Source organism: Rhizobium sp. IY2 (assembly GCF_047532935.1).
Classification (GTDB): domain Bacteria; phylum Pseudomonadota; class Alphaproteobacteria; order Rhizobiales; family Rhizobiaceae; genus Rhizobium; species Rhizobium anhuiense.
The window spans coordinates 1,427,429-1,446,295 of sequence record NZ_JBLKNU010000001.1; the positions used below are offsets into that span (position 1 = coordinate 1,427,429).

General features: G+C 61.2%; 19 protein-coding genes. 11 read left to right on the top strand and 8 right to left on the bottom strand.

Annotated features, from left to right (window positions below; translation table 11 throughout):
* Position 1: 1 nt before the first annotated feature.
* Together ACMUVN_RS06960 and ACMUVN_RS06965 are read right to left on the bottom strand one after the other, a co-directional pair.
* On the bottom strand, positions 2 to 934 hold the full coding sequence (locus tag ACMUVN_RS06960; protein WP_414814939.1) for an NAD(P)-dependent alcohol dehydrogenase: 933 nt from the start codon (positions 932 to 934) through the stop codon (positions 2 to 4).
* Positions 935 to 954: 20 nt separating this feature from the next.
* Positions 955 to 1,323: an antibiotic biosynthesis monooxygenase family protein gene (locus ACMUVN_RS06965; protein ID WP_028757298.1), complete on the bottom strand. Its 369-nt coding sequence runs from the start codon at positions 1,321 to 1,323 to the stop codon at positions 955 to 957.
* 314 nt (positions 1,324 to 1,637) lie between these two features.
* Between ACMUVN_RS06965 and ACMUVN_RS06970 the strand changes: the two genes are divergently transcribed.
* From ACMUVN_RS06970 to ACMUVN_RS06985, 4 genes are all read left to right on the top strand, one after another.
* The gene (locus ACMUVN_RS06970; protein WP_063475561.1) at positions 1,638 to 2,018 is read left to right on the top strand and encodes a DUF2255 family protein; all 381 of its coding nucleotides are present in this window, start codon (positions 1,638 to 1,640) and stop codon (positions 2,016 to 2,018) included.
* Between the two features lie 87 nt (positions 2,019 to 2,105).
* A complete protein-coding gene (locus ACMUVN_RS06975; RefSeq protein ID WP_063475560.1) occupies positions 2,106 to 3,089 on the top strand; it encodes an aldo/keto reductase in 984 nt (327 codons plus the stop codon).
* Between the two features lie 73 nt (positions 3,090 to 3,162).
* Positions 3,163 to 3,957, top strand: coding sequence for a carboxymuconolactone decarboxylase family protein (locus tag ACMUVN_RS06980; RefSeq protein ID WP_063475559.1), 795 nt, complete (start codon positions 3,163 to 3,165; stop codon positions 3,955 to 3,957).
* Positions 3,958 to 4,088: 131 nt separating this feature from the next.
* Positions 4,089 to 4,982, top strand: coding sequence for a LysR family transcriptional regulator (locus ACMUVN_RS06985; RefSeq protein ID WP_414814940.1), 894 nt, complete (start codon positions 4,089 to 4,091; stop codon positions 4,980 to 4,982).
* A gap of 109 nt (positions 4,983 to 5,091) precedes the next feature.
* Here ACMUVN_RS06985 and ACMUVN_RS06990 read toward each other — a convergent pair whose 3' ends face one another.
* Positions 5,092 to 5,997, bottom strand: coding sequence for a LysR family transcriptional regulator (locus ACMUVN_RS06990; protein WP_028757619.1), 906 nt, complete (start codon positions 5,995 to 5,997; stop codon positions 5,092 to 5,094).
* Between the two features lie 212 nt (positions 5,998 to 6,209).
* On the opposite strand from ACMUVN_RS06990, the gene ACMUVN_RS06995 reads away from it, so the two are divergent.
* From ACMUVN_RS06995 to ACMUVN_RS07020, 6 genes are all read left to right on the top strand, one after another.
* Entirely contained in the window at positions 6,210 to 6,779 is a 570-nt protein-coding gene (locus ACMUVN_RS06995) for a flavodoxin family protein (RefSeq protein ID WP_097594678.1), read from the top strand.
* 28 nt (positions 6,780 to 6,807) lie between these two features.
* Entirely contained in the window at positions 6,808 to 7,107 is a 300-nt protein-coding gene (locus ACMUVN_RS07000; RefSeq protein ID WP_063475557.1) for a hypothetical protein, read from the top strand.
* Positions 7,108 to 7,216: 109 nt separating this feature from the next.
* Positions 7,217 to 8,266, top strand: a complete 1,050-nt coding sequence (locus ACMUVN_RS07005; protein WP_414814941.1) for an NAD(P)-dependent alcohol dehydrogenase — start codon at positions 7,217 to 7,219, stop codon at positions 8,264 to 8,266.
* 12 nt (positions 8,267 to 8,278) lie between these two features.
* Positions 8,279 to 8,968, top strand: a complete 690-nt coding sequence (locus ACMUVN_RS07010; RefSeq protein WP_414814942.1) for a type 1 glutamine amidotransferase domain-containing protein — start codon at positions 8,279 to 8,281, stop codon at positions 8,966 to 8,968.
* Positions 8,969 to 9,074: 106 nt separating this feature from the next.
* Complete coding sequence (locus ACMUVN_RS07015; protein WP_414814943.1) at positions 9,075 to 9,491, top strand: lipocalin-like domain-containing protein; 417 nt, start codon at positions 9,075 to 9,077, stop codon at positions 9,489 to 9,491.
* A gap of 92 nt (positions 9,492 to 9,583) precedes the next feature.
* Entirely contained in the window at positions 9,584 to 10,555 is a 972-nt protein-coding gene (locus ACMUVN_RS07020) for an amidohydrolase family protein (protein WP_414814944.1), read from the top strand.
* A gap of 19 nt (positions 10,556 to 10,574) precedes the next feature.
* On the opposite strand, the gene ACMUVN_RS07025 is transcribed toward ACMUVN_RS07020, so the two are convergent.
* The 5 genes from ACMUVN_RS07025 to ACMUVN_RS07045 all read right to left on the bottom strand — a co-directional run bounded on the left by ACMUVN_RS07025 (position 10,575) and on the right by ACMUVN_RS07045 (position 17,619).
* Positions 10,575 to 11,657: an ABC transporter ATP-binding protein gene (locus ACMUVN_RS07025; RefSeq protein ID WP_414814945.1), complete on the bottom strand. Its 1,083-nt coding sequence runs from the start codon at positions 11,655 to 11,657 to the stop codon at positions 10,575 to 10,577.
* Between the two features lie 17 nt (positions 11,658 to 11,674).
* Positions 11,675 to 12,724: a carbohydrate ABC transporter permease gene (locus ACMUVN_RS07030; RefSeq protein WP_047615079.1), complete on the bottom strand. Its 1,050-nt coding sequence runs from the start codon at positions 12,722 to 12,724 to the stop codon at positions 11,675 to 11,677.
* Positions 12,721 to 13,761, bottom strand: a complete 1,041-nt coding sequence (locus ACMUVN_RS07035) for a carbohydrate ABC transporter permease (protein ID WP_414814946.1) — start codon at positions 13,759 to 13,761, stop codon at positions 12,721 to 12,723. Before ACMUVN_RS07035 ends, ACMUVN_RS07030 begins: the two co-directional genes overlap by 4 nt.
* 11 nt (positions 13,762 to 13,772) lie before the next feature.
* Positions 13,773 to 15,032, bottom strand: coding sequence for an ABC transporter substrate-binding protein (locus tag ACMUVN_RS07040; RefSeq protein ID WP_063475553.1), 1,260 nt, complete (start codon positions 15,030 to 15,032; stop codon positions 13,773 to 13,775).
* A 64-nt stretch (positions 15,033 to 15,096) separates the two neighbouring features.
* The gene (locus tag ACMUVN_RS07045; RefSeq protein WP_414814947.1) at positions 15,097 to 17,619 is read right to left on the bottom strand and encodes a hypothetical protein; all 2,523 of its coding nucleotides are present in this window, start codon (positions 17,617 to 17,619) and stop codon (positions 15,097 to 15,099) included.
* A 188-nt stretch (positions 17,620 to 17,807) separates the two neighbouring features.
* Between ACMUVN_RS07045 and ACMUVN_RS07050 the strand changes: the two genes are divergently transcribed.
* Positions 17,808 to 18,863: a LacI family DNA-binding transcriptional regulator gene (locus ACMUVN_RS07050; protein WP_097630833.1), complete on the top strand. Its 1,056-nt coding sequence runs from the start codon at positions 17,808 to 17,810 to the stop codon at positions 18,861 to 18,863.
* The last annotated feature ends 4 nt before the right edge of the window (positions 18,864 to 18,867 follow it).

Genomic DNA, 18,867 nt, shown 5'->3' on the forward strand with positions numbered 1-18,867 from the left:
ATTAATCCATCCCAACAAGGGCTTTCCCACCAAGCCGGCGCCCAGCCTCAAGAGCTGTGATGAGTTGGATCGCCTCGGTAAGGGGCACAATTTCGGCGATTGGAAGGCGAATTTTTCCGTCTTTGGCTGCGCGCGCAAGGTTATCCAGAATATCGGCTCTCGGCGTGCACACGACAACCTTCAGACGCCGATTAAACATCGCACGAACGAATTTTGCTGGTGTGGGATTGATATCCAAAAATCGACCTTTCTCACGCAAAAGACCAGTACCCACCGCTATCGGCATCGTGGCAGCGGTGTCATAGACTACATCGAAGCGCTCGCGAATAGTCGACAAATCAGTCGTGCGATAGTCGAAGACGGTTTGAACTCCGAGAGACCGTGCCCGCTCCATGGCGCCTGCGCTGCAACTGCCCGAAACCGTCGCGCCTCGCATGAGCGCGATTTGCACCGCCGCTTCCCCCACCCCGCCGGTACAGCCATTGATAAAGACACGCTCGCCGGCCTTCAGCTCCGCCTTATCGACCAGGCCGTTCCAAGCGGTGGCTCCCGGAGTTCCGAGGCAGGCGGCATCCTCAAACGAAACTGTTTCAGGCTTCTTTGCCAAGAAGATTTCTTTGGTGACAACGGCCTGCCCTAGCGCACCACTTTCCTTGAAGCGGGCAAGGCCGAACACCGGGTCGCCGATCTTGAAACGCGCAACACCCTGGCCGATGGCAATAACCGTCCCGGAGATGTCCATACCCATCGCACGGGGGAAGGTCTTGCCGGTAACAATCTTCATGCTGCCGGCCCGCAGCTTCCAGTCAATGGGATTGATAGCTGCAAACTTGACCCTAACAGCCACTTCGCCTTTGTTAGGCATGGCCAGTTCAAAGTCTTCGAGCCGCATCAGATGCGGACCGCCATACTGGTGATATTGAATGCGTTTCATCTGCGTGTCACAGTTCCATCTCAAGCCGTGCACAGATCGGCAACCGCCACCTTGGCGAATAGGTGAGGCCGCGCGACGACTGATGGCGGATGGGCCTTGAGCTTCTCCTGGAATTCGGGAGTTTGGAAAGCCTCGCGCCATGCGCTCACGCTGTCGAAGACAGCGTAATTGAGATATGTTGGGTTCTCGCCGATGGCACGGTGTAGCTGCGTCGAGATGAAGCCGGGTTGGCGTTTCATGAACAGCGAGTCAGCGGTCCAGGCAGCAAGGAAGGCATCTTCCTCCTCCGGGACCATAGTTAAGAGATTGATCATCACTATTGGGCCGCCTTCAAGGTCTTTCTGACGCGCGACGGGATAGGCAGGATCGAGTGGTTCAAATCTGGACATGTTTTCAAATGCCTTTTCAACGCATGAAGGAAACTGAGGTCTCGCTCTGTTGAGACGCGGTATACACCCGCATGGTGACAGTTTCCGGCACCATGCTTTCTCAGAACTCGACTTGCCTTCAACTTCATTTGCGAAATCAAGACGCATCTATGCCCGAAAATACACGACCGGCACTCTTCATCCGTATTGATGATTCTCGCTCATAAGTTCATGCGATTTGCCACGCCTAATCATAGCTAGGCGCGCGCTTTATATTCAGAGCATGAGATCGGGAAGCGGTCGACGACTGTGGCCGAGACGAGCGGAGAGCGACGATGAACTGGTCGGATGATGAGCTTAGCAAAATCGATCGGGCCGACGATGTGAAAATCGCACCGTTTCGGGAAGATGGCGCCACCTATGGGACCCCGACCTGGATCTGGGAGGTCGTCGTCGATGGCGCGCTCTACGTGCGCGGCTACCATGGTCAGAATTCCCGCTGGTATCAGGCGGCGGTCCGCCAGAAGGCCGGACGGATCATTGCCGCCGGCATGACGCGCACGGTCGCCTTCGAGCCGGTCGACGGTCCGATCAACGATCGCATCGATGACGCCTACCGCGCGAAATACGGCAAGAGCCAGTATCTACCACCGATGGTCAGCACCCGAGCACGCGCGGCAACCGTTAGGATCACGCCACGCGAGGCAAATACCTAACGGCGGCCGGATCGCATGAGGTCGGCGTCGCCTCGAGGCCCGCCTCGTCGATAGCTCTTCAAATCAGCCTCAAAGGAGGAGAAGCAAATGATCAAGCGCACACTGGGCCAAGGCCTTGAAGTATCCGCTTTGTCGCTAGGCGCCATGGGCTATGGCAAGGCCCGCGAGCTCCCGGACCGGGCTGACATGATCGACCTGATTCGAACTGCTGTCGAACACGGCATGGACTTCTTCGACACCGCCGAAGTCTATGGCCCCTGGACGAACGAGGAGATGGTCGGCGAGGCGCTTGCTCCGGTTCGCGACAAGGTGAAGATCGGGACGAAGTTCGGCTGGGATATCGATCAGGAGACTGGCGAGCACCGTGGTGGCGTCAACAGCAAGCCGGCACAGATCCGCCGCGCCATTGAGGGCAGCCTAAAGCGCCTGCGCATCGACCACATCGACCTCTATTATCAGCACCGGGTCGATCCGGGAGTGCCTATGGAAGATGTAGCCGGGACGGTCGGGGAGCTGATTGCCGAGGGCAAAGTGCGGTGGTTCGGCATGTCTGAGGCGGGTGCCCAATCCATACGGCGAGCGCATGCAGTGCAGCCGGTGGCAGCGTTGCAGAGCGAATATTCCTTGTGGACCCGCGAGCCCGAAGCCGAAGTCATCCCGACGATCGAGGAACTCGGTATCGGGCTTGTGCCGTTTAGCCCGCTCGGCAAGGGATTTCTGACCGGCAAGATCGACGTCAACACCATGTTCGACAATTCCGATATCCGAGCGGGAATCCCCCGCTTCTCCGAGGAAGCACGTATCGCCAACCAGAAGCTGGTCGATCTGATCCGCCAAATCGGCGAGAAGCATCGCGCAACGCCTGCGCAGGTCGCGCTAGCCTGGCTGCTGGCCCAGAAGCCCTGGATAGTTCCACTGTTCGGCACACGCAAGCTCGAGCGGTTCGAGGAGAATATCGGGGCGCTGAACGTCACCTTGGACAAGGTCGATCTGGATGAGATCGCGCAAGCCAACATCATCATTCAGGGAGCTCGTTACCCCGACGCAATGCTGCGCCGATCCGGTCTCTAGCGGCACACTGCGGCATCTATTGCAGGGTTAGCCCAAGGCGATGCCGGAACCACCAAGCTGGAAGGATATCATCATGAAACGACTTTTGGCCGCCACGGCAATCTCGGTCACTGTGGGCGAGCCTGTCATGGCCCAGGAAAGTGTTGGCGGCGGAGCCATGCCGAGAAGTGCTTCATCACTGTCGCTCAGCGACATTCAATCCGTATCGCCGGCCCTTGGCCGATACGCAGAAGAAGACGTGATCGGAAACCTGTGGCAGAGGCCGCAACTGTCACGCCGCGATCGCAGCATCGTCACGGTGGCCGTTTTAATCGCCCGAAGTCAGGCAGTCGATCTGAAGCACCATCTCGGCGTCGCTCTCAATAACGGGGTGACCCCGACGGAGGTTTCCGAGATCATCACGCATCTGGCTTTCTACTCAGGCTGGTCGAACGCGATGTTCGCAATCGTCGCGACGAAGGACGTATTCAAAGATCGGGGCATCACGGCCGATCAGATGCCTGCGGCCTCTCCACAACTGCTGCCGCTCAACGAAGAGACCGAGTGCCAACGCGCGACCGGCGTTGAGAAGAATGTGGGCCCGATCTCTCCGGGGCTGGTGCAGTTTACCACCGATCCACTGTTCCTCGATCTCTGGCAGCGGCCGGGCCTTGCACCGCGCGACCGTAGCCTTGTGACGGTCAGTTCGCTGATCGCATCTGGCCAGAGCACCCAGATTACCTATCACCTCAACCGCGCCATGGATAACGGCCTTACCGCCGAAGAAGCCGGCGAGGTCGTTGCCCATACGGCCTTCTACGCCGGCTGGCCGAACGCCTTCTCTGCGTCGTCGGTTGTCGGAGAGGTACTGCGCAGCCGGGCGATGTGAGGCTCCAACCTGCAGCGGAAGCATGCCGGTCCGCAAAGGTGATCCAGCCTCCTTGTTGCTCCAGGCTTCATTGCTACCATTTCATGGACACGCGTTTATAATGAGCGCCTGTCTATGAAAAGGAATCATCAGTGGAGCGCCAGAATATCAACGACCTGATGGTGTTCCTGGTGGTCGCGAGAGAGCGCAGTTTCACGAAAGCCGCCGCCAAGTTCGGCGTCTCACAGTCGGCGCTAAGCCACACGATCCGTCAGCTTGAAGAGCGGCTGGGCGTGCGACTTCTGACGAGGACGACACGCAGCGTCTCGCCGACCGAGGCCGGCGAACGGATGCTACAGAGCATCGGTCCGCTTTTCGACGAGATCGGATTTGCGCTTGATGGGCTCAACACACTTCGAGACCAGCCGGCGGGCACCGTCCGGTTGACCGCCGGCGACTACCAGATCCAGTGCTACATATGGCCGAGGCTTCGAACCTTTCTCCACCAGTATCCCGACATCAGGCTCGAATTGGACGTGAACTACGGTCTGCAGGACATCGTCAGCGAAGGCTATGACGCTGGCGTGCGCTTCGGTGAGCAGATCGCCAAGGACATGATTTCTGCGAGGATCGGGCCCGATGTTCGCTTCGCGGTCGTTGCCGCAGAATCATATTTTGCGTCACGCGATATTCCGAAGCATCCGAAGGACCTCATGCAGCACAGGTGCATCAATCTGCGCTTGCCAACCTATGGAGGTCTTTATGCCTGGGAATTTGAAGAGAACGGCCGCGAGATCAAGGTTCGGGTGGACGGACAACTCGTTTTCAACACGATTTATAATGTTCTCGAAGCGGCTCTCGACGGCTTCGGTTTCGCCTATGTCCCGGAGGATATCGCCAAGCGCTATCTCGAGACCGGTCGCCTCCACCGGTTTCTGGAAGATTATTCGCCCTATTGGGAGGGCTTTCATCTCTACTATCCAAGCCGGCGCCAATCTTCGCCCGCTTTTTCTCTTCTCGTGAATGCGTTGCGTTATTCAACGTGAGCGGCTGCGAGGCGACAGCGGCAAGCCGCTTTGTGAACGGTGCGCGGGACCGGCGCCAGCGCCAGGAGAGGAAGCGCGAAGTGGTCGACAAAAAGTGTAGCGGCCCGCTTCAGAATTCGAAACGCTTCGGCAATTCGGTGGCGAGCGCATCGATCGCCAGTCGCGACCGCAACGGCAGATATTGGTTGGTTGGCCACACGGCATAGCATTCCATCGCGGCGCGCGGCCGATCGGCCCAGAGTTCAATCAGTTCGCCGGCTTGCACGCGCTCATGGATCAACCAGTAGGGAAGCCAGGCCAGGCCCATGCCGTCGACGGCAGCATCGGCGATCACTTCGAGATCATCAAAGCGCAGTCTGGATGTCACCAACAGGTCGATGAGCGCGCCGGTCGCATCAGGAAGCTGCCAGGTCAGGCCATGATCATTGCGCCAGTATACGAGCGTTTCATGTTCGGACAGATCCGCCAGAGAGTGCGGTTCCCCTCGTGCGGAGAGATAGCCTGGAGAGGCGCATAGCGCCTTGCGGGGGCTGGCCAGTCGCCGGGCGTGGAGTGCGGTTCCATTGCCGAGGGCGCCGTTGCGCACCGCCAGGTCGAAGCCATCGGCGATCAGATCGATCTGACGGTCACTGAAGCTGAGTTCGAGTTCGAGCTTCTCATGCTGGCGCGCGTAGGCACGCAGGATCGGCGCGGCGCAGTAGCGGCCGAACAGAACAGGCAAAGACACGCGCAACCTGCCGACGACCTCACGCCTGCCGGATTCCAGAAGAGACTCGCCTGCGCGCAATTCCTCGATGGCACGGATACAGCGCTCATAATATTGCTGACCATCCTCGGTCAGGCTCTGCGTTCGTGTGGTCCTGTGAAACAACCGGACACCCAGGCGCTCTTCAAGACGCGCGATCGCCTTGCCGACCGCGGAACGTGTCAACGAAAGTCGATCGGCCGCCTTGGCAAAGCCGCCCGTCTCAACCGCCTCGACGAACGCCTGTACACCATCAAACCTGTCGCGCACCGTGCGAATCCTCCCGGGATGGCCGATTCCGCGATTGGAGAATTCGAGGAACCAAAGAAGATAAAAACGATTTCTAATTGTTAGGTCCATTCTACGATATAACGCCGGCCAAGCAAACGATATTCGTGCCGCCGACGACCAATGCGGTCGTCGAAACAGCGGGCAACCATGGCGCTCGGTTCGCGGGCGACTCGTCAATGAAAGGACGGCAATTGCTAATATCCATTGTATATGACAGCGGCTATGGCCATACGGCACGCGTCGCGGAAGCGGTTGCCGCCGGCATCCACGAGGTTCAAGGGGCGGAGGCGAGACTTATCGCCGTCGCGGATGGCGCGATGGACTGGGAAGCCCTTGAGCGAAGCGACGCCATCATCTTCGGGTCGCCGACCTACAACGGCCTGATCAGCGCCAAGCTCAAGCAGTTCTTCGAAAACTCCACCAAAGCAGCCTGGTCAGAGCTGAAGTGGCGCAACAAGATCGCTGCCGGCTTCACCAACTCCGGAGCCCAGCACGGCGACAAGCTGAACTCGCTCGTGTCGATGGCACTGTTTGCAGCCCAGCATGGCATGATCTGGGTCGGCCTCGATTTGATGCCGGGAAACAGCAGCAGCACCGGCAGTGTCTACGACCTCAACCGGCTCGGAAGCTGGCTGGGCGTCATGACCCAGTCGAACACGGATCAGGCGGCGGATATCGCTCCCATCAAGAGCGATCTGGCGACCGCTGCCTATCTGGGGCGACGCGTTACCGAGACTGCGCGCCGGCTTCAGGCCGCTTGAACCGTATTTTCAATCAAGGAAACTCACGATGAAACTGCTTTGCCTCGATATTCCCCAGCCCGGCGCCAACCTGGAAAAATACCAGCCGCATATGTCGGATGAAGCCCGGCACGCCTGGCAAATGTATAAGGGCGGCGTTATCCGCGACATCTATTTCCGCCAGGACCGCCCCGGTGTGGCCATCATCGCCGAATGCGAGTCAGTCGAAGCCGCCAAGCGGGCCCTGCGCGAGTTTCCGCTGGCCAAGGCCGGGCTTATCGACTGGGAGGTCATCCCGCTTGGCCCCTTCCTGAACTGGGAAACGCTGTTCGCGCCAGCGAACGCCTGAGATTTCCCGTCCGGGAAACCACGGAAGACTTTGCGCCCGACCTCGGCTCGACGGGCGCAGTGAGTTTGCCACGCGCTTCGATCGCGTCAGGGTCGAAAGGAATATGAATATGAACGTACTCGGTTATGCCGCTCCGTCGCCCGCCGGCGCTCTCGAGCCTTTCACCTTTGAACGGCGCGCGATGCGGCGCGATGATGTCTTGATCGACATCCTCTATTGCGGGGTCTGTCATACGGATCTGCATCTGGCTCGCAACCACGGCGGCTTCACGACCTATCCGATCGTTCCGGGCCACGAGATCATCGGAAGGGTTAGTCAGGTCGGAGAGAAAGTCAGCCGCTTCAAGGCCGGAGACATGGTCGGCGTCGGCTGCATGGTCGACTCTTGCCAGCACTGCAAACCCTGCCTGATTGGATGGGAACAGGACTGTGCCGAAGGTCCCACCTTCACCTATGCCAGCCTCGACAGGCACGACGGCATGCCGACCCAAGGCGGATATTCCGACGCGATCGTGGTGACGGAGAAGTTCGTTCTCGCGCTTCCCGACAGGCTCGATCCGGCTGGGGCCGCACCGCTCTTATGCGCCGGCATCACCACCTGGTCGCCGCTTCATCGCTGGAATGTCGGCGAAGGAAGCAAGGTCGCAGTGATCGGTCTCGGCGGTCTCGGCCATATGGCGCTAAAGCTCGCCAAGGCGCTTGGCGCCGACGTCACCCTGTTCACGCGCTCCCCCGGCAAGGAGGAAGACGCATTCCGTCTCGGAGCCGATCATGTCGTGCTCTCGAGCGATCCGGCGCAGATGGCGTCGGTCGCGGGCCGCTTCGACGTGATCATCGACACGGTTCCCTATGACCATGACGTCAATCCGTACATGCCGACGCTGACGCTGGAAGGCGTGCTCGTGCTCGTCGGCTATATGGGGCCACTTGGCACGGCGGTTAACGCCGGCGGGGTCGTGCGCGGCCGCAGGGCGATCACAGGTTCGTTCATCGGCGGTCTCGCAGAGACACAGCAAATGCTCGATTTCTGCGGGCAGCACGGCATCGTATCGGACGTTGAAATCATCTCCATCAATCAGATCAACCAGGCCTATGAGCGCATGTTGAAGAGCGATGTCAAATATCGTTTCGTCATCGACATGGCTTCGCTCAAGTCATGAGGAGCCAAGACAATGGCAGATAACATCAAGCCCATCCTTTGCGTGGTCACCAGCCACCCGATCAGAGGCGACACCGGTGAGCCCACCGGCTTTGCTATGGTTGAACTCACCCACCCCCTCGCGGTGTTCCGCGCGGCCGGGATTCCGACCGAGATCGCCTCGATTCGGGGAGGCCATCCGCCGATCGACTTCTTCGATCTTAGCGATCCGGTCAATGACCGCTTCTGGAAGGACCGCGAGTTCCGCGGTGCTCTGGCCAACTCCCTGGTTTTGAGTGAGCTCGATCCCTCCCGCTATTCGGCGGTGTTCTTCGCTGGCGGCCATGGCACCATGTGGGATTTCGCCGACAACCCAGCCGTGCAGCACGTCGTCCGCGAAATCTACGAGGCCGGCGGCATCGTCTCGGCGGTCTGCCACGGCCCCGCAGCGCTGGTAAACGCGACGCTGTCGGACGGCAGTCATCTTGTCGCTGGCAGGAAGGTCGCCTCATTTACGGACGAGGAAGAGGCCGAGGTCAAGTATACCAAGGTCGTGCCCTATCTGCTGGCGGCGACCCTCAAGGACCGTGGCGCGCTGCACCAGCCGGCACCGAACTGGACGGAGAACGTGGTGGTCGATGGCCGCCTGATCACAGGGCAGAACCCGGCTTCGGCGCATGGCGTCGGCAAGGCTGTGGCCAATCAGCTTACCGCGAAGTCCTGAACGACATCCGGCGCTCCGGCCGCAACCTGATGAGGCAACTCCTCGTGAGAGGCTGTCTCCGGTCGGACCCGGAGCCCGACAGGATCGAGATAGAGGAGAACAGCCAATGAAGACCGCCGGTACGAGTGGACAATCCGCTGCCGATTCCGAGATCATTGCGCAATTGGATGGGGGCTGGCGCCTCGTGAAGATCGAGCAGCCCGATGCGAAGGGCGCGGTGAAGACTGCGCGCGTGAATGGTCTCCTCGTCTTTACGCGCGATGGCCACATGGCGGTCCAGGTCCGCAACCTCGAACCCGGACATGTCGACAGTGCGTACAGCAGTGGTGGATACGAGGCGAGCTTCGGTAAAATCACGCTGGATTCCGCAAACAGCATCTTCCTCTATCGTGTCGAGGGAGCTTTGGTTCACGAGTTGGTAGGCCAGGATTTCCCGCGAGCATACAGCTTCGTGAATGATCAGCTCATCCTTACATCCACGCGGGATGATGAAAAGCGGCGTGTCATCTGGCGTCGCGGTTAACACAAGCGGCAAGGACGCTCGATAACGGCATTACGAACGAATCTGAAAGATCGCCACTCGCTTTAGAAGGCGTAGATTCCAGGGTTTCAAAGATGAAGATCATTGCAATCGAAGAGCATGTCCTTCCCGATCAGGTGAAGCACGCATGGAGCACAATACCCGGCACCGACGACGGAACGCTGGGGCTCAATCCAGGTGTGCTGGGAAAACGGCTCGCCGATATGGGGCGACAGCGGCTGGCGCTGATGGATGAGACCGGAGTCGATGTGCAGGTCCTGTCGCTAACAACACCGGGCCTCAACAATCTGGGACGTCACGGCGTCGATCTGGCCCGCCGCGTCAATGATCTCCTCGCCGACACCGTGGCTGCCAATCCGTCCCGCTTCCAGGCGCTCGCGGTCCTGCCGTCCGTAGACGCTGATGCCGCCGCCCAAGAACTTCGGCGTGCTGTTCGGGAACTGGGGTGCAAGGGCGCCATTCTCTATGGCCGGGTCGGCGAGAAAAACCTCGACCACGCGATCTTCGAACAGACATTCGCCTACGCAGCAGAGCTTGGCGTTCCGCTGCTCATCCACCCTCAGATTCCTCAGGTGAGCGTTCGAGAAGCCTATTATGCGGGCTTCGCAGCGCCGATCGATCTTGCCTTGTCGACCTTCGGTCTGGGATGGCATTTTGAGGCCGGCATTCAATTCGTCCGCATCGTTCTCGCCGGCGTGTTCGACCGTTATCCAGGCCTTCAGGTTATCCTCGGCCACTGGGGCGAACTGGTGATCTTCTATCTGGAGCGTTTGGCCATGCTCGACCGGGTGTCCGGACTGCAGCGCCCCTTCCTAGACTACGTCCGCAACAATCTCTATCTGACCGCTAGCGGCATGTTCAGCCCGGCATATCTGCGGCAGGCGATCGACGCGGTCGGGACGGATCGCATCCTGTTCTCCACAGACTACCCGTACCAGTACCGGTCCGGAGGCGAAGCGCGCCGATTTGTCGAAGGCCTCGAACTCGACGATGCCGACAAACCGAAGTTCGCCCATCGAAATTGGGAGCGCTTGACTGGAAGCTGACGAGACGTTTCGCAGCAGCCTATTGGGACAGACGCTGTCCATCCTCGCCGAAGAGGTGCAGAACTTCGGGATCGAGATGCAGCGGCAGGCTGTCGCCGGATTTCATTCGCTGCTGGCCGGCAAAGACTGCAATCAGCTTCTTACCCCCCGCGTCGGCGTGGACGACGGTCTCCGAGCCGAGTTCCTCGACAAGGATGATGCGGGTGTCCAGCCTCCTCTCAGCATTTGCGTCGGCAAAGGTGATATGCTGCGGCCGGATGCCGATGCTGACCCTTTCGCCCGTCGGGCGCGCCTCCTTGGCAATCACGGAAAGGCGATGGCCGCCGACGGTTTCGACCTCAGCGAAACTGCCCTCGTGACCGACAATGGCGCCTTCGAGAAAATTCATGTGCGGCGCACCGATGAAGCCGGCGACGAAGCGGTTGGCCGGTTTGTTGTACAGTTCCAGCGGTGTTCCCACCTGCTCGATCCTGCCGCCTCTCAACACGACGATGCGGTCGGCAAGCGTCATCGCCTCGACCTGGTCATGGGTGACGTAGATCATCGTCGCCCTCAGTCGCGCGTGAAGGGCCGCGAGTTCGGCACGCATGGTGACTCTGAGTTCGGCATCGAGATTGGAGAGCGGCTCGTCGAGCAGGAAGGCATCCGGCCGGCGGACGATGGCGCGGCCGATCGCGACGCGCTGGCGCTGGCCGCCGGAGAGCTGGCCCGGACGGCGCTGCAGGAAAGGCTCGATCTCCAGCATGCGCGCGGCCTCAGTGATGCGCGCTTCGATATCGGCCTTCGCCACCTTGGTATTCTCAAGACCGAAGGCAAGGTTTTCCCTGACGCTCATATGCGGATAGAGCGCATAGGACTGGAAGACCATGGCAAGGCCGCGATCGGCGGCGCTGATGCCGGTAACATCCTTGCCGTCGATGGCGATGCTGCCGCCTGTGGGCTTATCGAGGCCGGCGATCAGGCGCAGCAGCGTCGATTTCCCGCAACCGGAAGGGCCAACGAAAGCGACGAACTCGCCGTCGTTAACGGCAAGGGAGACATCGCGAATGACCTCGACGGCGCCGAAATTCTTGACGATGTTCCTGAGCTCGAGTCCGCTCATGCACTCTCCTGTTTCATTTATTTCAGCCCCGAGCCGGCAATGCCTGTGGTGATGAACCGCTGCAGGAAGACGAAGATCAGCACAACCGGGATCATCGAAACCACGGTCATGGCGAGGATGTAGTGCCATTGCACATTGAGCTCGCCGGCATAGACGTTGAGGCCGACCTGCAGGGTATAGAGTTCCTTGCGCGAGAGTACGATCAGCGGCCAGAGGAAGTCGTTCCAGCGCCAGACGACCGAGAAGATCGCCAGCACCGCCAGTGCGGGCGCCGACAGCGGCAGGATGATGCGCCAGTAGATTTGCCATTCGCTGGCCTTGTCCATGCGCGCGGCATCGATCAATTCGTCCGGGATGGTCAGCATGTATTGCCGGAGCAGGAACACTCCGGTCGGGGTGGCGACCGTCGGCAGGATGACGCCCCAGAGGCTGTCGAAAAGATTCAACGTGCCGATGACGGAATAGAGCGGCACGACGATGACCGAGAGCGGCACCATCAGCGTCGCCAGGATCATCAACATGACGGCGGTGCGGCCGGGGAACTGGTATTTCGACAGGGCGAAGGCAGCCATGGAATTGACGAGCAGCGTAATCGCCGTCGCGACCACGGTGACGAAGACGGAGTTGCGCAGGAACAGGAAGAAATCGAAGCGCTGGAACGGTTCGGTATAATTGCCGCCGGCGAATTCGACCTTGCGCACCGGCGTGCGGTCCTTGATGTTCACCTTGACGATTTCGCCCGGCTGTTTCGGATCGACCATCTGGCCGATGATGCCGATGCGGCGGACCTCTGCGAGCACACGCGTGCTGCCATCCGGCATCGCCACCTGATAGAGCGGCAACGGCTTGTCGTAGCCCGGCACCACTGCCTGTTCAGTGACATAGGGCAGGACCGATGGCGGGAATTCGGCAAGCGCCGCCGGCGTCTTGAAGGAGGAGAAGACGAGCCAGACGGCCGGGCCGAACATCAGGAAGACGCCCGATATCAGCCAGATCCAGGTCACCACATCCGTCCAGTGCCAGCCTCGGCCGCGGCGGCGGAGCAGAAAGGCGCCGACAGCGCTCATTGGCGTGCTCCCTTCTTCTCGTTGCGGCTGCTGACGCCGAGCTGGATCAGCGTCAGGATGACGAGCACGATACCCATCAGGATCGAGGCGGCCGATGCAAGCCCCGGGTTGCGCAGCGAACTCGCAAAGCCGGTCTCGTAAATATATTGGGTGATGTACATGGTGCTGGTGCCCGGCCCGCCGCCGGTCAGCACGAAGACCTCGTCGAAGATCTGCACGGCGCGGATCAGCGCCAAGACCAGGACGACAATAAGGTTCGGCATCAGCAGCGGCAGGGTGATGCGCCGGAAGATGCGGGTCGGGCCGGCGCTATCCATCGCCGCCGCCTCGTAGAGATCCCGCGGGATCGCCTGCAGGCCGGCGAGGAGGATCAGCGCATAAAAGCCCATATGCGCCCAGACCGAGACGAAGACGGCGAAGAAGAAGGCCCAGAAACGATCGCTGAGCCAGGAGAAGGGTTCGAAGCCGAAGGGGCTCAGCGCAAAATTCAACAGGCCTTCACGCTGCAGGATCCATTTCCAGATCAGGCCGACGACGACCGGCGACAGCAGCACCGGGAAGAAGAAGACGGCGCGCCAGAAGCCGCGATTGGAAAGTTCGCGGTTGAGGATCAGTGCCGTTGCGAGCGCCGCGATCAACATGGCCGTCACCTGGAAAACGACGAAGACGGCGGTATTGCGCACGGCCGCCCAGAAGGTGTCGGCCGCGCATGTCGAGGGGTCGAGATAGCTGCCGCAATCGAAGAGGATGCGGTACTGGTCAGCGCCGACATAGGTCCTGTTCTGCAGGAAGATGGCGCTGCCGCTCGTCGTCGAATAGATGAAATTGATGACCAGCGGCAGAAGCACGAAGACGGTGAAAATCAGCATATTGGGCGCCAGGAAGACGCCCGCCATGCCATTCAGCCCCATCAGCTTCTGCCAGGCGCGCATGGGAATGTCGATGAGCCCCATCGCCAGCCGGACAGGCGCAAGGAGCGCCTGCCGCAGACTGGTTTTTTTGACAGGTGGTGCTGAAGAAACTGTCTTCGCCGTCATCTGTTCTTCCGTCAGTTGCCGGCGACCTTGGCCTTGATGTCCTCGTCGATGCGGGCATAGGCGTCGTCGAGCTTCAATTCGCCGGCGATCACCTGGCTGATACGGGCGACGATGGCGCTGTAATAGGCGTCCGACCACTTCCAGCCCGGCAGTTTCATGGCGGGTGCGGCAGTCTGGCCGGCCGCTTCGACGAAGGCTTTCAGCGCCGCCTGCACATGCGGATTGTCGGTCTTGAAGTCGATCTGGCCGGCAGCAACACCCTTATGCGCCGGGATGAACAGGCTGCGCTCGGCGAATTCCTTCTGCACGTCGGCACTTGCCAGGTAATCCATCACCTTGGCGACGTCCTTCGGGTTCTTGGTGTATTTGACGGCGACGAGACCCGCACCGCCCTGCATGCCGGTGCAGGCGACCGTGCCGCAGGGGCTGCCGGCCATCACCCAGTCGAAACTGTCGCCGATCTTCTGGGCGAAGCCCGGCACCTGCCAGCTGCCGGAATAAAGATAGGCGAGGCCACCATTGATGAAGTCCTCGGCGGCGGAACGGTAGGTGGTGCCGGCAGCACTCACCCAGACATCCTTGTTGACGGTGCCATCCTCGTTCCACTTGACGAAGCGGCTGAGGAAGTCCTTGGCGCCCTGATCGATCGGCGCCGGCTTGCCGTCGGCGGCGATATAGTTGGCGCCGTAGGAAATGTTCGGACCGGAGACGCGGTGGCCGGAGCGGTCGATCGCCATGGCGAAGACCTTCTGGCTGTCTGCGACCTTCTTGGCCGCCGCCGCCCAATCGTCCCAGGTGGCCTTCGGGCCGGGGATCTCGACGCCGGCCTGCTCGAACAGCGTCTTGTTGGCGAAGCCACCGGTCAGTGTCAGCTGCGTCATGAAGCCGGTGATGGCGTTCGAACCGTCCGGACGCATCCAGTCGGCCTGGGCGCCGAAATTGTCCTCCCAGTATTTCGCGTCGGTGAGGTAGGGTCGGAGGTCGAGCCAGTGCTGCGCCGGCGCCTTCAGATTGGTGACCCGGGCAATATCGGGCCCCTGCCCGGCTTCGAGCTGCACCGGCAGCTGTTCCTTGACAACGTCGTAGGAGACCTCGTCGAGGACGACGTTGACGTCGGGGTTGGCTTTCGAGAAGCGGGAGAGCAGGTCCTTGATCACCTCGCCTTCGCCGCCGTCGGAATACCACATGATGCGCACGTCTCCGGCGTGTGCGGCAACGGAACTCAAGAGAACCGCAGCAAAGGCCGCGCCGATCGATTTCATTCTGGTCATTTTCTCCTCCTCTGACCGATGAATTGCTGCGTCCGGCCGGTCCTCCACCTGCCGGACACGTCGTCTACGAGGCCGCGCGCCGAGGCTGCCTGCCCGGTATCTTGAGATGTACCGCTTCTCCTCGTACCGACCAGTCCGCAGGGCGAAGAATACGGCCTTCGGCACGCACGGTGCCGTCCTCTTCGAAGACGACCCGGCCATAATCCGGATCGATAACGATCAATGCGCCCTCGTCGTCGCGGCGAGCCGAGAGCGCGGCGAAACGCGCCTGCATGCCGTCAAGGCCAGCCTCGCGCTCGATATCGGAGAGACGGACGATCCAGCGACCCTTGCGGCCGGGCAGACGCAGCTCGATATCCGTCGTCGGCCCTTGTTTCACCGGCACCAGCGCCGCGTTGCCGATCAGCATCGCAATCCCGTTGCCGGAGCGAGCGACCGCCAGATTGCCGTCGACCCTCGCGTCGTCGAAGGCCTCGAGCGGGAACCAGGCGTGAGTGAAATCCGGCTGACCCTCGTGGATGTCGAAATCGAGGATCGCCAGATCGCGATACTGGTGCACACGCGGCAGTGTTCCACAACCACCCCAGAAGCTCGGCCGGCCATAGCCGAACTGAATGGTTTCGCCGGGATGGTTGATCCAGATCTGCGCTTCCGGCCGGTGGCCCAAGCGTAGGTGCAGCACCGTCTCCTGATAACCCCAGGCGCCGGGGCGATAATGGGCGATGGTGCCGAGTGCGGTGTCGCGCGTCTTGTAGTGGTAGAGGGCGGCAAAACGATTCTCGCCCTGGGAAAAGGTCCATTCCTGCGCGGCGTCGGCCTGATGCAAAGCGATCGCCGCAAGCCGTTCCGGAAAGTCCAGGCCGTGGTCGCGGATGCAGACGGCAAGCTGCGGCAAAGCGTGGACACGGCGGCCGTACCAGCCACGGCCCCAGAGCAGGCGGGCGATGGCGGACAGCTCGACCGAGCGGCCGGGGCGCAGCGTATGTTCGTAGGAGCGGCCCTGGCTGCCGGTCAGCATGCCGTGATGGGCCGAACGGGCGACGATCTCCATCAGGCGGATAATGCTGGCGCTCGCCCGGTTGCGGATCGTCTCATCCGGCGCGCAGGCGGCGAGCGCCGTCAGGCCCTTGAGGTCGATCGGGAAATAGGGAACGGAGTTCCACTCAGCCATTTCCCAGCGCTCGAAATGATCGAGCCAGGCGCGGACACGTTCCTCGCCGACCTGCATCTGCTCGGCGCCGGTGCGGCCGGAACGGACGAAGACGGCATCGGGGAACAGCCTGCCGCCGAGATAGGCGGCGGTATGGAAGAGAAGCGCGTGGTTTTCCGAGAAATACCACTGAACGTCGTTGCCGGGCTCATCCATCCAGTATCGGTAATTGAGGACCGCCTGCTTGATCCTGTCGCGCAGCTCGGATGAGAGCAGATCGCTCCAGCGGGTATAGGCAAAGAGCAGCGGCACCAGCACGAAATCGGCGCAGTCGTGGCAATCCTCGATGACCGGCAGCATGGCCGCGATCATCGCCTCGGTTTCCTCGCCGCCCTGCCCCAGCGCCAGACGCGCAAAAGCACAGACCGTGTCGGGCTCGGAACGGGCGGCGACCTCGGCCAGCGCCTCGGCGACGCGGTCGTTGAGGGCGGCGGGTGCCTCGCCCTGCCGCTCGGGATGACAGATTTCGACGCCGAGCGTGCGGCCGAGCGAAAGCTCGCCTGTTGTGAAGGTGATGCGGAAATGGCGGAAATCGGCCGGCATATCAGCCGAGGCGCCGAGCTCCAGCTTGGTCGCTCCTGCTTTCAGCTCGAAATCATAGTCGAAGCGCTCGGTCGACATAAAGTCGCCTTCGATCTCGACATGGCAGGTCAGCGCCACCGGCAGCGGCACGGGAAAGAGGATCGTCACATCTTCGCCGAGATAGGCGGTGCGGTCGAAACGCATGCCTTCGAGGATCTCCTCCAGCGCATCCGCATCACCGGCGGCGATGGGAACAGGGACCGATGTTTCGACCTCAGGCCCGTCGAGATAATCCAGCTGAAAATAGAACCGGGCGTCGCGCTCGGCGAGATCGTCGAAATAGATGCGGATCTCGTTGAGGCCGGCCGTAAGCTCGATCTCGAAGAGCTGCTGGGCTTCCAGATTGCGCTGGTAAGGCGCCATGAAGCCCTGCTCGCGGCCGTTGACGAAGAGGATCGCGCCGCCACAGGTCGACAGGCGAAGCGTGGCGGGCCCCGCCGACTGTGCATCGAGAAACGTGCGTGCCCAGCAGCCGATGCGCGTCGGGCGAAACCAGAAGCCGGAGAGATCGACTCGCGGAGAGGCAAAAGGAAGCCACCAGCGGACGGCCTCGAATTCGCCAGCCGGCTGTGGCCGCCGGCCGGAGAAGGATGTCTTGAATTCGGTGCGGCAGGGATATTCATGCGGGATGAAGTTCTTTGTCTTGGTGACGAAGAAGAACGGATCCATCCTGCCGTCCATCGGACGGTCGGCGACATCGTAGCGCTCCTGCCACAGCTGGGCGAGCTGCCAGTAGACGATCGGACTGTGCTTGGCAGTTGATCGGCGGAGATAAGATTGCTGCTCGGCGGCCATGTTTCAGTCCGCTCGAGCATTGCCACGCCGGGCAAACCGCCGACGCATGGACTGGCCGTCAAGCCGCATCTTCAAAGCCTCCCTGCTCTGCCGCTTGCCGCGGACTCCTCGCAGGTAATTGTGCATAGGCATGCCATTTGCGCAATCTGAAAGATTTTTGCATGATGGCGAAGGAGCGAGGAGATGAGATGACAGGGGAACCGAAAAAAGCCAGGCGTACGCGCCTCGACGACATCGCCGCCAAATGCGGCGTGTCGATCAGCACGGTGTCGCGGGCGCTGGCCGGTGAGAAGGGCGTCAGGCCTGACATTCGCAAGCTGGTGCTGGAAACGGCAAGTGCGGTCAGCTACGCCTTGCCGGCCAGCGTGGCCGGCAAGAAGGTCATGCTCGTCGCCTCCGGTGCGGCAATGATCGACTATGTCCGCAACCAGTTTACGCTCTACGTGCTCGAAGGGTTGAATGCGCGTGCGGCCGCCCTCGGCGTCGAGCTTTCGATGCGCCCGATCGCCGACAAGGGGGATGAAGCGCGCGTCGTCGCCGAGATGCGCGATGATCCGAGTTTCGGCGGCATGCTGATCCTGACCGTCGACGAAGAGGACATGCTGGCGGCAGCCGCCGATCTCGGAAAGCCCGTCGTGCTCGTCAACAGCGACGATCCCTATATGCGGCTTTCGAGTGTTACGCCCTGCAACCGCTCGGCCGCCTTCATCGCCGCCGAACGGCTGATCGAGGCCGGGCATGAACGTATTCTCTTCATGCTGCGGCCGGGACGGCGGACGATCGAGCGGCGCCTGGAGGGATGGCGCGATGCCCTGCAGCTTCATGGGCTGAAGGCCGACGCGGATCTGGTGCTCGAAGTCGACGACTGGCTGCCGGACCTCGGCGCCGAGGCGATTACCCGTCTTGTCCGCGAGAAAGGTCTCTCCTTCACCGCCGTCCTGACGGCGGGCGACAGTCTCGCCAACGGCGCCGTGCGCGGCTTGCAGGCGATGGGTTATGCCGTGCCGAAGGACATCTCCGTCATGGGCATCGACGACCTGCCGCAGTCAGCCTTTCTCAATCCACCGCTCTCGACGGTGCACATTCCGATGCGTGAACTCGGCGCCACCGCGCTCGATCTGCTGCGCGACATGATGCTCGGCCTTGCGACGCCACGCCGCCGCGTCGAGCTCGCCTGCCATCTCGTGGAAAGGGGCAGTGTTGCGGCGGTCAACCGCGCCCATGTCGCAACGGAGGATCGCTGAACTC